The sequence below is a fragment of the Allofournierella sp. genome (genome assembly GCF_048388525.1).
Classification (GTDB): domain Bacteria; phylum Bacillota; class Clostridia; order Oscillospirales; family Ruminococcaceae; genus BQOK01.
This window is the reverse complement of record NZ_DBGCTQ010000049.1, coordinates 148,767-161,812: the sequence shown is the minus strand read 5'-3', so window position 1 is coordinate 161,812 and position 13,046 is coordinate 148,767. Positions and strand designations below refer to the sequence as shown.

Below are 13,046 nucleotides of genomic sequence, written 5' to 3'. Positions count from 1 at the left end.
AGCCGCACGCCCGCCTTCACCGCGTCCGCGATCGCCCGCAGGTGCATGTGCCCCGGGTGCAGCTCGTTCCACGAGTTCATGACCAGGATCAGCGGCCGGTCAAACTCCTCCTCGATCATGCCGGTGGCCTTGAGAAGCGCCTCGGTCAGGCCCCGATCCCGCAATTTGCTGCTTCTGTATTTCATAAAAAAGCTCCTTCGCCCCGTGTCCGGCGTGCTTCGCAAGCGCGCCGGCTTTCTTGCACCGGCCGTTCACGTGCCGGCCGGCTCCTCCCGCTTTTTGCGGCGCGCCCTGCGCACCTCAAAAAACATCACCACCGCCAGCAGCGCCAGGATGGCGATGCCCAGCGGCCGGGCAAACAGGCCCAGCGGGTGGTCGGCATACTGCATCACCGCCCGGCGCAGGTTCAGGTCCATGATGTCCCCCACCAGAATGCCCAGCACCATGGGGGCGATGGGGTAGCCGTACAGCTTCATAACAAAGCCCAGCACCCCAAAGAATACGGCCACGGCCACGCTGAACAGGGTAAAGGTGGTGCCGTAGGCCCCCACCAAACAGAACACCGCGATGAAGGGCATCAGCAGCTCCCGGGGAATGGACAAAAAGCCGATGGAAAACCGCGAGAGCACGAATCCCACCACCAGCATGGCCAAGGCCCCCATGATGAACAGGAATACCAGATTGCTCAAAAACCCCGGCGAGGTGATCAGCAGTGTGGGGCCCGGCCGGTAGCCGATCATGAACAGCGCCGAGAGAAATAGCGCCGCGCTGCCGCTGCCCGGCACGCCCAGTGCCAGCGCCGGGATCAGCGCCCCCAGGGTGGAGGCGTTGTTGGCCGTCTCGGCGGCAATGACCCCCTCCGCGGCCCCCTTCCCGAACTTCTCCTTGTGCTTCGAGGCCCGCTTGGCGATGTCGTAGGAAAACCAGCAGGCCGCCACCTCGCCCACGCCCGGGATGAACCCCACCCAGATCCCTGCCATCGCGGAGCGCAGGATGTTCCACTTATTTTTTACAAAGGTCTTCAGGTCCACCTTAGGCCAGCAGGCTTTGCCCTCGATTCTCAGGGGCTTTTTGCTTTTAAGGCAGTAAAACACCTCGCTCAGGCCGAACAGCCCGATTAGCACCACGGTCGAATCCACGCCCCCCAGCAGCTCGGGTACGCCAAAGTTGTAACGCACCACCGACTGCACGCTCTCGGCGCCGCAGCAGGCGATCATGATGCCGGCGATCGCCGCCACCCAGCCCCGTACCGGGCTGCTGCCGGTCAGCGAGCCGCACACCACCAGTCCGAACACACAGAACAAAAACACCTCCCAGTCACCGAACATCAGCGCGATGGTGGTCACAAAGGGCTGCACCAAAAAGATAAACAGCGCCGCCAGGACCGTGCCGATGATGCTGGATACATAGCTGTAACCCACCGCCTCGCGGCCCTTGCCCTGCAGGGTGAGGGGGTAGCCGTCCAGGCAGGTGGCGGCGGCCGCGGCCGTGCCGGGGATGTTGGCCAGGCAGGCGGTGATGCCCCCCGCCGCCAGCGACGACACCAGCACCCCGATCAACAGCGCAAGGCCGTGGTTCGGGGGCATTTTAAAGATGAGCCCCAGGCACAGGGCCATGCCCATGGTGGTGCCGAGCCCCGGCACCACCCCGATAAAATAGCCGTACACCAGTCCGCCCAGCAGCAGCAGGATCATGACCGGGTCCGAAAAGAATTCCCCCATGGCCGCGGGAAGATGCGACCATTCGCTCAGCAGCACGCTCATTGCTTTCGCTCCTTTCCGCCGGTCAGGGCAGGGCGATGTTCAGCAGGCGGGGCACCAGCAGGGTAGCCACCCCCGTGAAGATCGCGGTGAACAGCACCAGGGTGTACCATCGGCGCGCCCCCCGGTTCAGATAAAACAGGCACGCCGCCAAGTAGCCGGCCGTGGGCAGCACAAACCCCAGGTTCAGCACCAGCGCCGCGTAGGCCGCGGTAAGCCCCACCAGCACTCCTGCCCGTGTCAGCTCCTCCCCGGGGATGTGTGCCGTCGCCAAAGCGCCGCCCAGCTGCTTTGCGGTCATCGCCGCGCCCAGCGCGGTGATGACCAGCGCGCCCATCAGGGGCAAAAAGCGGGCCTGTGTCACAAAATCCAGCACTGGGTTCGGCTGCCGGATGGGGTTGTCCGGCACGCCGAGTGCCAGCAGCAGGCACGCAACCCCGAGGGCCAGCACCACCGCGCCCTCGGAGCATTTTTTCCAGCCGCATTCCTTTTTCACGCAAATTCCTCCCTGTTTTCAGCCCGCGGGCCAGGCCTTCGCGCCCGATGCCCTCTCGTTGGGCGGCCAGGCAAAATCCTGCACTGTGGGAATCTCAAAGTCCTCGGGAGTCACACCCTCGGCCGCCATGTCCATATCGTACAGGCCCCAGGCAATAAAAGATTCCATGAACGCCGCCTGCCGGTCGGCCGCCTCGCCCACCACACAGGCCGGGGTCACATTGATGCTCTTGCAGTACTCGGCGTACTCGGCGCTGTTCGCGGTCTTTTCAAACGCCTCCACGATCCTTTTCATCGCCGCCTCGTCGGTCCCCCGGGGCACGTGTAGTCCCCATCCCAGGATGCCATCCAGCTTCTCGCACTCCGGGTAGTCCTTCAGCATCGTGGGCGCCGTATACTCGCCGCCGATGGTGGCGATGGTCCTGTCCTCGGCGCTGGTCACGCAAAGGGCCACAAGGTCGCCGGAATTGATAAAATCCGCCGCGTCGTTCAGGGGCAGCCAAGTGAAGTCGTTCTCGCCGGCGATCACCTTGGTGGCCGCCTCGCTGCCGCCGCCGTAGGGCACGCTCACCGCCTCCACCCCCACGATGTCCAGCATCAGGTCGCCCGACACCTGATTCATGGAACCGTAGCCGCTGTGGCCCCATTTCAGCTTGCCGGGGTTTTCCTTGCCGTAAGCGATCAGGTCCTGGTAAGTTTTAAACTGCGAGTTCTTCGACACCAGGATGGCATACCAGGAGTTCGCGCCGATCAGGCTGTAAAAATCCTCCCAGCCCGCATCGATGTAATTGCACACCCGCCAGGGGGAAGCCACGTTCATGGGCCCCGCCAGCATGGTATACCCGTCTGCCGGCGCGTCGCACACCTGCTGCCCCGCGATCGAGGCCGATCCGCCGGACACATTCAGGATGTTGAAGGGCTGACCCAGCTCCTCCGCCATCCCCTCGGCTAGCTTGCGGGCGATCAGGTCCGAACCGCCGCCCGCCGCATATCCCACCACCACCGTCACCGGCTTTGTGGGCCATTCCTGACCTGTCCCCGTGCCCGCGCAGCCTGCGGCGCCCATCACCAGCACTGCCGCAAGCGCGCCTGTCACTATTTTTTTCACGCTGTGTTTCATCGTTTCAGTCTCCTTTTCCGTATACTCTGGCTTCTCCGCGCGCCGGGTGCGCCCCACCGCGCCTTTTTGGCTCGGTTTTTTCGTCTCCCTCCTTTCCTCGCGATCAAACTCATCCGACCATTTCGCAAGACATCGTCTTATCTGTAGTTTAGATTATACTATTTTGAACAGACTTGTCAATCATTTTTAGACAATATTTTGATTTTCTCTTGAAAAATTGTATGAAACGAGTTAAAATATGTTCATTCGAACACAATGTCGCGCACAACACGTTCATTTTTACCCAAAACAAGTCAGACATGTAAAGGAGGTTTGTTTTCGTGCAAAAGCCAGTAAAGCGCATTCTGGTGGTAAGCGCCCACGCGGCCGACTGGTGCACCCGGGCGGGGGGCACCATCCTGCGGTATCTGGAACAGGGAGCCGAGGTAACGGTATTCGCTCTCACCTATGGGGAGCGGGGCGAATCGGGCGAGTACTGGGCGGCCAACCCCGCCGGCCCGGTGGAGGCCTGTAAGGAATGCCGGCGGCGGGAAGCCCTGGCCGCAGCGCGGCTGATGGGGGTGAGCATTGAGTTTTTCGACTACAACGATTACCCGCTGGTCCTCTCAGCCCGGCAGCTTCGGGATCTGACCCGCCGCATCCTGGAGCTTCGGCCAGATGTGATCCTGACCCATTTTTTCTCCGATCCGCTGAACGTGGATCACGAGGTCACCAGCAGCGCCGTCATCCGGGCGGTGAGTGGCGCCGCCATGCTGGGCGCGCTGCCCGCCACCCCGGCCCACTTTGTGCCGGATGTTTTTCTGTTCGAATCCTCGCTGCCCCATTCAGAGTTCAACGGCTTCAAGATCGACACCTATGTGGACGTCACCGGCGTGTTCGGCCAAAAGCTGGCGGCGGTGGCAAAATTCGAGGCCCAGCCCCACCTGGTCGATTATTACCGCCGCTGCGGTGAGCGGCGGGGCGAGCAGGCCACCAACTGGCTGCGGGGCCGCGGCACGGTGCGCTATGCCGAGGGCTTTCTCCGCTACACCCCCTTTGTGGGCTCACTGCCGCCCGCCACCCAGTGGGGCTGAGCGCCCCTTTGCAGCAAAAAGCTCGCCCCCGGCTATAGCCGGGAGCGAGCTTTTTGCGATATCGCTCCTTTACAGGATCAGCTCCACACCTTTTTCCTCCAGATACTCCAGCCACTCTTCGCCGGGGGCGGCCTCGCACACAATGCCGGTCAGCTGTTCGGCCTCGCAGTAGGTCATCATGCGGGTCACGCCGAACTTGGCCGAATCGATGCACAGGTAGACCTTCTGCGCGTTGTGGGCCGCATACTGCTTGATGTCGTATTCCCAGGTGGCGCTGTTGGTCACCCCGCTGCGGGAAAAGCCCGAGGCCGCCATAAACGCCTTGGTGATGTTGTACTTGCGCAGAAAAGCCACGGTGTCCATGCAGCGGAAGGATTTGGTCTTGGGGTAGTAAAGGCCGGGCAGGGCAAACAGCGCCACGTCCGGCAGCGCGCCGGCAGCATTGATGACCGAAATGCTGTGGGTCAGCACGGTCACGTGCTTGCCGCTCAGCGATTCTAGCATGTAGGGCGTGGTGGTGCCGGAATCCAAAAACAGCACGTCGCCCTCCTCCACCAGCTCCCCGGCGCGCCGGCCGATGGCGCGCTTGGCCTCGGCGTTCAGCACGCCCCGGTTCTCGTAGGGGATCAGCTGGGAGGAGTCGCGGTACTTCACCCCGCCATACACCTTTTCAATCCAGCCCTCGCCGGCCAGCAGGTCCAGGTCGCGCCGCAGGGTGCTTTTGGACACCCTCATGGCCTGGCACAGCTCGTCGATGGAGGCTTTTTCGTGCTGCTGGATATAATCCTTTAATTCCTGCATCCGATACAGCCGCATATTCACTCATCCTTTGCTAAAATTTGGTCTGATTCTACTACAATGTACCATGAATTTTGGCCGGTTGCAAGCCAAAACCCCACAACCTTTTCACAAAAAGGCACAGGCCGGCCAAACCCGGCCGGCCTGTGCCCTATGGAGAGAGAAAAAGGAGGCATACACCCGGGCGCTGCGCCGCGCCCGGGCCAAAAGCGCTGCCCTTTGGCCGGCCCCTGTGGAAGGCCGCCGCCGGGCGCTGCGCTTTTTGCAGAATTCACACGCGGAACAGGCTCAGCAGCACGCCGGCCGCTACCGCGCTGCCGATCACGCCGGCCACGTTGGGCCCCATGGCGTGCATCAGCAAAAAGTTTGCGGGGTTCGCCCGCTGGCCCTCCTTCTGGCTCACCCGGGCCGCCATGGGAACGGCGGAAACGCCTGCGGAGCCGATCAGGGGATTGATCTTTTCCTTTAAAAACAGGTTCATGAACTTGGCCAGCAGCACGCCGCCCGCGGTGCCGAAGCTGAACGCCACCACCCCCAAAAGCATAATCATGAGGGTTTCGGGCCGCAAAAAGTTCTCGGCGGTGGCCGAGGCGCCCACCGCGGTGCCCAGCAGGATGGTCACGATGTTGCACAGGTTATTCTGGGCCGTGTCGCTCAGGCGGTTTGTGAGCCCGCTCTCCCGGAACAGGTTGCCCAGCATCAGCATGCCCACCAGCGGGATCGCGTCCGGCACGAACAGCGCCACCACGATGGTGACCAGGATGGGGAAGACGATGCGCTCTTTTCTGCTCACCGGGCGCAGCTGCTTCATCTCGATGCAGCGCTCCTTTTTGGTGGTGAGCGCCCGCATGATGGGAGGCTGGATCACCGGCACCAGGGCCATGTAACTGTAGGCCGCCACGGCCACCGCTGCCAGGCGGTGGGGAGCCAGCAGGCTGGTCACCAAAATCGAGGTGGGGCCGTCCGCCCCGCCAATGATGCCGATGGACCCCGCCTCCTGCGCGGTGAAGCCCAGCAGGATCGCGCCGATGAAGGTGGCAAAAATCCCAAGCTGCGCCGCCGCGCCCAGCAAAAGGCTCTTGGGGTTTGCGATCAGGGGGCCGAAGTCGGTCATTGCGCCCACGCCCATAAAGATGAGGGGCGGCAGAATGCCCCAGCGGCACAGGGTGTAAAAGTAATACAGCAGGCCCACATCGCCCTCCGAGGCAAAGATCGCCGAGAGCGGCAGGTTCGAGAGCAGCATGCCGAAGGCGATGGGCACCATGAGCAGGGGCTCAAACTTTTTGCCGATGCCCAGGTACAGCAGCCCGCAGGCAATGGCCACCATAATCAGGCTGCCCAGGCCGCTGCCTCCCAGGGTGTCCATGCTCAGCTCGCCCAACCGGGCAAAGCCGGTGAAGATCTCATACAGGCCGGTGGTCCTGAAAAATGCAAGTAAGGAATCCACGGGGTCGGGCCCTCCTTTCGTCGCGGGCGCGGGTTACAGGGCAATCAGGGGGTCGCCGGTGTTCACCGCCGCGCCCTCAGCCGCATATACCTGGCTCACCGTGCCGTCCGCCGGGGCCATGATCTCGTTTTCCATCTTCATGGCCTCCAGCACCAGCAGCACCTGGCCCCGCTTTACGGCCTGGCCCGGCTTTGCCAGCACCCGCAGCACCTGGCCGGGCATGGGGCTTGCGATCAGCCCAGCGGCGGCGGGTGCCTGTGCGGCAGGCGCAGCAGCCGGGACCGGCGCGGCAGCCAGGGAAGGCGCAGCAGCCGGGGAAGGCGCAGCAGCCGGGGAAGGCACAGCGGCCGGGGTGGGGCAGGGGGCCGCGGCGCCTGCCGCCAGCTCCTCGATCTCCACCTCATATTCCCGGCCGTTTACCTTGGCGTAATATCGTTTCATGTCGTTTCACACCTTTTCTTGTTTGTGTTCAGCGCTGGGGCCGGTGGGCGGCAAGCCCTTCGGCGCGGCCCTGGGCCACCCAGTGCTCGGGCGCTGGGGCCGGGGCGATGTTCACAATCCGAAAATCGCTGCCCCCACGCATCATTGCGATGGCGCTGCAAAGCACGGCCACCGCTTCCTCATCCAGTCCTTCGTCCCGTTCGTCGGGCGGGCCGCCGGGCGCAGCGGGGGCCGGCGCCGCGCCGCGCCTGTCCGCCGCAAGCCGCGAGCACAGGCGGATGCACCCCATCAGCGCCAGCAGCACCACAAAGGTGACGCCCATGCCCAGGGCGGCAACCTGCAATGCGCCCAGCAGTTTTTCGCCCGGCCCCATCTGCGCCAGGGCCGCAGCGTCCTTCAAGCGTTCAATCATGGCCTTCCCTCCCTTATCACAGCGGGATATTGCCGTGCTTTTTGGCGGGCAGCGCCTGGCGCTTGCCCAGGTTTGCCTCAATGGCGTTGATCACCCGCAGCCGCGTTTCGCAAGGCTCGATGATGTCGTCCACATAGCCGTTTTTGGCTGCAAAATCCGGGCCGGAGAACTTCTCCTCGTATTCCCGCACCTTTTCCCTGCGTTTTTCCGCCGGGTCGGCGGCGGCCTGGATCTCTTTTTTGAACACGATGTTGGCCGCCCCCTCGGCGCCCATCACCGCGATCTCAGCGGTGGGCCAGGCAAACACCGCGTCCGCGCCCAGCGCGCCGCAGCACATGCCGATGTAAGCGCCGCCGTAGGCCTTGCGGGTGATCACCGTCACCTTGGGCACCGTGGCCTCGCTGTAGGCGTACAGCATTTTCGCCCCGTGCCGGATGATGCCCGCATGCTCCTGCGCGGTGCCGGGCAAAAAGCCGGGCACGTCCACCAGGGTCAAAAGCGGGGTGTTGAAGCTGTCGCACCGGCGGATGAACCGGGCCGCCTTGTCGCTGGCGTCCACATCCAGGCAGCCCGCGCCCACCTTGGGCTGGTTTGCCACCACGCCCACCGTGCGCCCGTTCAGCCGGCAGTACCCGGTCAGAATGTTGCGGGCAAAGTCCGGCTGCAGCTCAAAAAAGCTGTCCTCGTCGGCCAGTGCCTGAATGACCTGGCGCATGTCGTAGCTCTTGCGGGGGCTGTCGGGCACGATGGAATCCAGCTCCGGGGCCAGCCGGTTGGGCTGGCAGGGGGCGCCGAGGGGCACCTCCTCCGCGTTGTTGGAGGGCAGGTATCCCAAAAGCGTGCGGATCTGCGCCAGGCATTCCCCGTCCGAGGAGGCCCGCAGGTGGGCCACCCCGCTGGTGGCCGCGTGCACCGCCGCGCCGCCCAGCTCCTCGGCGCTCACCTGCTCGCCGGTCACCGAGCGGATCACGTCCGGCCCGGTGATGAACATGTTTCCGGTGCCCTCCACCATCAGCACAAAATCGGTGATGGCGGGGCTGTACACCGCGCCGCCCGCGCAGGGCCCCATGATCGCGCTGATCTGGGGCACCACGCCCGAGGCGATGGTGTTGCGGTAAAAAATCTTGCCAAAGCCGTTCAGCGAGTGGATGCCCTCCTGGATGCGGGCCCCGCCCGAATCCATCAGCCCCACAATGGGCGCGCCGTTCTGCAGCGCCGCGTCCTGCACCTTCACGATCTTTTCCGCGTGCACCTCGCCCAGGCTCCCGCCCCGCACAGTAAAATCCTGTGCGTAGGCGTACACCAGCCGGCCGGCCACCCGGCCGTAGCCGGTCACCACCCCGTCGGCGGGAGCCGCGGCTCCCGCCATTCCAAAATCGGTGCAGCGGTGGGCCCGAAACATACCCGTTTCCACAAAGGTGCCCTCGTCGAACAGCCGCTCCAGCCGCTCGCGGGCTGTAAGCTTGTTCTTTTGATGCTGCGCGTCGATGCGTTCCCGGCCGCCGCCCGCGGCGATGGCCTGTTTTGCCTCGCGCAGCTCTTGGATGGTTTTCATGGCAGTTCCTTTCTGCAAGGGTGTGCGCGGCGCGTTACAGCTCGCACTGCATGGCCGCGCCGAACAGCTCCTCGTCGCTGGGCTTATCCTCGGCGCAGGGGCGCGCCACCCAGGTATTGTTCAAAAATTGCTTGTAGGTGATGTTTTCCGAGGCGCTGTTGCCGCCCCAGGTGCCGCACCCCAGCGAAAGGGTAAAGGGCATACCGTTGGTAAAGCTGCCGCTGTTGGCAAGGCTGGTGGCCTGGTTCACCATCACCCGGCTGGTGTAGGTGCGCGCCGCCAGCTCCATCACCCGGTCCTCGCGCTTTGTGTGGATGCCGCAGCTGTGCCCCAGCCCGCTGAACCGGTGGCAGGCGTTCACGATCTCCACCGCCTCGTCGAACTGCCCGTAGCGGAACACGTTCAGCACCACGCACAGCTTTTCGCCGCCGAAGGGGTAGGCAAAGCTGCCGATCTCGTCCGGGCTGGCGGGGTTTTCCTGCACAATGAAGAACTCGGTGCCCTGGGGCATATCGGTAATGCCCGCCAGCTCCGCGATCCGTTCAGGGCTCGCGCCCGCAAAGCCCATCTTTCCGTTGTAATGGCCGGTGGGCAAAAACATCATCTGCCGCAGCTTTTCCTGGTCCTCGGGGGTGCACAGGTAGCCGTGCTTTGCCTGCAGCCGTTCCAGCACCTCGCCGTACACGGCGTCCTGCACCACAATGCTGTTGTCCGAAGAGCAGCTGGTGGCATTGTCGAACACCTTGCTGGCGTAGATCTTGTCGCAGGCGTCCGCCAGCTCGGCGGTCTCGTCCACGATCACCACCGCGTTGCCCGCGCCCACGCCGTAGGCCGGCGTGCCGGAGGAATAAGCCGCCTTTACCAGGCCCCCGCCGCCGGTGGCCACCACCAGGTCGCACCGGGCCATCAGTTCGGCCGAGGCGCCCATGGTGGGCTCGTCGATGCTGAGCACCAGGTCCTCGGGCGCGCCGAACTTTTTCAGCACCTTGCGCATCAGGTCACAGCAGAACTTATTGGTGCCCGCGGTGCGGGGATGGGGGCTGAAGATGATTGCGTCCCGGCAGATGATCGCGTCCATCGCCTTGATAAAGGGGGTTGCCTCGGGGTTGGTGCAGGGAATGATTGCCCCCACCACACCCACGGGTTTCACCATGCGGGTCAGGCCCTTCTCCGGCCATTCCTCCACCACGCCCACGGTCTTTGCGTTCAGCAGATCCCGCATGGTACCGCGCATCTTGCTGTTCATCTTGGCCACCTTGGACTCGTATTTGCCCATGCGGGACTCGCGGGCCGCCATCTCGGCGATCGTCTCGGCATACTTCACGCCCATCCACCCGATGTGCCGCACAATCTCGCGCAGGGTCTCCTGGTCGGTGAACTGCTCTTCAAATTGTTTTTGTGCCGCGCGGGCGCGCTCCATCAGGCCCGCGATCACTTCTCTGTCCTTTTCGGTGATCTCGCTCATGGTACTACCTCCCAAATGATTTTCATTTGTTGGAAAACTTTTGAGTTATCAAAAGTTACTTGTTGATAATATCATAACTATATTCCACAATATTGTCAATACTTTTTCATTTTACATTCATTTTTTTCTGCAAGAGCTTCGGGCCATCGCGCCATTTCTCCGGGACAAAATACCGTTCTTGAAAACACGCGCGCGCTTTGTTACAATATAAAATAAACATTCATCTAAAAGCCGCGCCGGTTTTTTGGCCCGGCGGTAAGGAGCGCTCGTATGAACGACATTGTTTTCATCATCCTTCTCGTGCTGGCAGGGGTTCTGGCCTTCGCCCTCACGATCTATGTGATCAACCTGGTGCGCAAGGGCCGGGGCGGCTCTGCGCCTCAAAAAGAAAAAAAGCCCGGCAACCTGCCGGACGACGAGCACAAGGGCGCCGAGGCGGTGGTCCGCCAGCTGCGCCGGTATGCCGCTCTGCACGAATACAAGGTCGTGGCGCCTGTGGCGGTCACCGGCGTGCACGGCACCACCGATCTGGATGCGGTGCTGGTGGGCTGGTTCGGCGTGCTGGGGGTCAAATGCCTGGGGTACGGGGGCGAGGTGTACGGCAGTCCGGACGAAGCCGAGTGGGTGCAGACCGTGAACGGCGCCCGCCGCAAATTCAAAAATCCCATAGCCCGCTCAAAACAAAGCGGCCTTGTCCTGCGCGACGCGCTGTTTGCCGCCGGGCTCAAAAGCGTGCCGGTGGAAACGGTGGTGGTGTTCACCGGCAAGCGCGTGCAGCTGGCGCTGCCCCGCTCCACCGGGCACTACACCGAAAAAAGCTTTTCCGCCTACTTAAAGTCCAGCCGGTTCGAGGAGGACAAAAAGATCCAGGTCGAGCCGGTGGCCGCGGCCTTCACCCAGGGCTGACCCTTCTTTCCTTCCAATCGCACCAGTCACAAAAAGAGCGCGTTCCCCGCGGCACAAAGCCGCCGCGGGGAACGCGCTCTTCCTATCTGCCTGCCGCCGACGCGGCGCCGGGCCGCTCAGCGGTAAATCTCAAAATAATCCACCTCGCAGCCGGTAAAAGCCACAAGCTCGGTGGACGCCGCTTTCCCGGCCGCCTCCACCGCCTTTTTAAATTCGCTTTTGCTCATTGTGCCGCTCTGCAGCGTCTCGCTCACCGTCCGGCGCACCCCGCTCTCCACGGCCTTGAAAAAGGCGTCCCGCTGGGCCACCGTCAGGGTGTTTGCGTCCAGCAGCCGGTAGGTGTAGGTATAATAGCCCTGGGCTCCGCCCACCACCACCTTGTCGCCGAACACATCCTCCTGCACATCCAGCGAAAGGTCCTCCGTGCGCTCCGGGTCCACATCCCTGCCCCACGCCACCGAATTGGCCCGCGCGTCGTACTCGTTTTCGGCGGTGGGAACGGTATCCCAGAAAAAGCTGTAATTGGGGTCGGTTTCTTCCAGGGTGGCCCGCACGATCTCATAGGCGTACATCAGGCCGTTTTCGTAGTCCTCTCGGAATTCGTCCTGTTGAAAGGCCGCGTGCACCCTGCGATTGAATTCCGCCACCGTCATGTTCCCGTAGTTTTCAAAGCGAAGCAGCTTTATCGCCAGATCGTACTGGGCGCGGGTGTATTTTTTCTCACCGTTCCAGCCGCTCTCCGCGACTCCGCCCTGCACAAGGGTGCTTTCCTTCTGCGGGTCCTCCTCGCCGAAGGGCTGGTCGTAATAATACGAAACCTCGCTCTGGCCGCCCCACACAAGGCCGCCCGTCCAGGCCTTCAGGCTGCGCTCCAGCTCCGCCTGCAAGGCCTTCTCCATCTTTTTTTCATCCTTCAGTGCCGCGGCGCTCTGCTTTTTCAAAAAGGCCTCGATCCCGGCCTCAATGCTGCGCAGCGCCTCATCCCGCCCGCCCACGGTCAGGGCCGCGCCGCTTTCCGGGTGATAGGTGAAGTCAAAATCCGCATACGCGCCGGTCAGCACCACATCGTCACCGAACACATCGCCGTGGGTCTCGTACCCGGCCCATCCGCTGTACCAGGGGTCCTGGTTGTGCGCACAGGCGTTGTAATGCTTTTTCTCACAGGCCTGCCAGGTATTGTAGACCGTACTGCTGAAAAACCCCCAGTTCGGGTCGGTCTCGGGCAGGGTGTTCCACAGCCGCCGGAACGCCTCCTCCGCCTCGTGGTAGGCGGTTTCATCCTCCACCTTCATCGCGGCCGCTTCAAACTGCTCCAGCGGCAGCTGCTCATACCCCTCGGCCTTCAGCGCCAGCACCCGGTCATAATCCGCCTGGGTGTATTTTTCCATCTTGTCGCTGCTGCCGCGCCAGTAGTACCGCCGCCCGTTCCCGCCGGAAAACACCGCCGTGGTGGGCGAACCGGCTGGCGCAGGGCTTTGCCCCGGCGCCCCGCCGCAGCCGGCGCACCCCGCCGCCAGCGCCAGCGCCAGCAGCCCGGCCAGGGCCTTTTTCATCCGCTTCATTGCGAACTCCTC

The 13,046-nt window shown here is 63.1% G+C and carries 12 protein-coding genes and 1 pseudogene; 2 read left to right on the top strand and 11 right to left on the bottom strand.

The features are described from left to right. The 4 genes and pseudogenes from ACMLHZ_RS06115 to ACMLHZ_RS06100 all read right to left on the bottom strand — a co-directional run. Positions 1–185: pseudogene (locus tag ACMLHZ_RS06115) on the bottom strand (dihydroxy-acid dehydratase); the annotation flags it as partial. A 66-nt stretch (positions 186–251) separates the two neighbouring features. Further along, positions 252–1,763, bottom strand: coding sequence for a tripartite tricarboxylate transporter permease (locus ACMLHZ_RS06110; protein WP_418666881.1), 1,512 nt, complete (start codon positions 1,761–1,763; stop codon positions 252–254). A gap of 22 nt (positions 1,764–1,785) precedes the next feature. Beyond that, a complete protein-coding gene (locus ACMLHZ_RS06105) occupies positions 1,786–2,256 on the bottom strand; it encodes a tripartite tricarboxylate transporter TctB family protein (protein ID WP_418666880.1) in 471 nt (156 codons plus the stop codon). Between the two features lie 18 nt (positions 2,257–2,274). Next, positions 2,275–3,375 carry a tripartite tricarboxylate transporter substrate binding protein gene (locus ACMLHZ_RS06100; protein WP_418666879.1) on the bottom strand — a complete coding sequence of 367 codons (1,101 nt, stop codon included), beginning with the start codon at positions 3,373–3,375 and terminating at the stop codon, positions 2,275–2,277. Between the two features lie 320 nt (positions 3,376–3,695). On the opposite strand from ACMLHZ_RS06100, the gene ACMLHZ_RS06095 reads away from it, so the two are divergent. After that, the gene (locus ACMLHZ_RS06095; protein WP_418666878.1) at positions 3,696–4,448 is read left to right on the top strand and encodes a PIG-L deacetylase family protein; all 753 of its coding nucleotides are present in this window, start codon (positions 3,696–3,698) and stop codon (positions 4,446–4,448) included. 69 nt (positions 4,449–4,517) lie between these two features. On the opposite strand, the gene ACMLHZ_RS06090 is transcribed toward ACMLHZ_RS06095, so the two are convergent. The 6 genes from ACMLHZ_RS06090 to ACMLHZ_RS06065 form a co-directional block, all read right to left on the bottom strand. Continuing rightward, a complete protein-coding gene (locus tag ACMLHZ_RS06090) occupies positions 4,518–5,264 on the bottom strand; it encodes a DeoR/GlpR family DNA-binding transcription regulator (protein WP_418666877.1) in 747 nt (248 codons plus the stop codon). Between the two features lie 253 nt (positions 5,265–5,517). Next, on the bottom strand, positions 5,518–6,612 hold the full coding sequence (locus ACMLHZ_RS06085; protein WP_177562784.1) for a sodium ion-translocating decarboxylase subunit beta: 1,095 nt from the start codon (positions 6,610–6,612) through the stop codon (positions 5,518–5,520). A gap of 114 nt (positions 6,613–6,726) precedes the next feature. Further along, complete coding sequence (locus tag ACMLHZ_RS06080; protein WP_418666876.1) at positions 6,727–7,134, bottom strand: acetyl-CoA carboxylase biotin carboxyl carrier protein subunit; 408 nt, start codon at positions 7,132–7,134, stop codon at positions 6,727–6,729. A gap of 28 nt (positions 7,135–7,162) precedes the next feature. Next, positions 7,163–7,546 (bottom strand): OadG family protein, encoded by a 384-nt coding sequence (locus tag ACMLHZ_RS06075; protein ID WP_418666875.1) that lies wholly within the window; start codon positions 7,544–7,546, stop codon positions 7,163–7,165. 16 nt (positions 7,547–7,562) lie between these two features. Then, the gene (locus tag ACMLHZ_RS06070) at positions 7,563–9,101 is read right to left on the bottom strand and encodes an acyl-CoA carboxylase subunit beta (protein ID WP_418666874.1); all 1,539 of its coding nucleotides are present in this window, start codon (positions 9,099–9,101) and stop codon (positions 7,563–7,565) included. Positions 9,102–9,135: 34 nt separating this feature from the next. Next, the gene (locus ACMLHZ_RS06065; RefSeq protein WP_418666873.1) at positions 9,136–10,581 is read right to left on the bottom strand and encodes an aldehyde dehydrogenase family protein; all 1,446 of its coding nucleotides are present in this window, start codon (positions 10,579–10,581) and stop codon (positions 9,136–9,138) included. Between the two features lie 255 nt (positions 10,582–10,836). On the opposite strand from ACMLHZ_RS06065, the gene ACMLHZ_RS06060 reads away from it, so the two are divergent. Then, entirely contained in the window at positions 10,837–11,472 is a 636-nt protein-coding gene (locus tag ACMLHZ_RS06060) for a nuclease-related domain-containing protein (RefSeq protein ID WP_418666872.1), read from the top strand. A gap of 116 nt (positions 11,473–11,588) precedes the next feature. Here the strand turns inward: ACMLHZ_RS06060 and ACMLHZ_RS06055 are convergent, their stop codons facing one another. Further along, positions 11,589–13,034 (bottom strand): hypothetical protein, encoded by a 1,446-nt coding sequence (locus tag ACMLHZ_RS06055; protein ID WP_418666871.1) that lies wholly within the window; start codon positions 13,032–13,034, stop codon positions 11,589–11,591. Positions 13,035–13,046 lie beyond the last annotated feature (12 nt).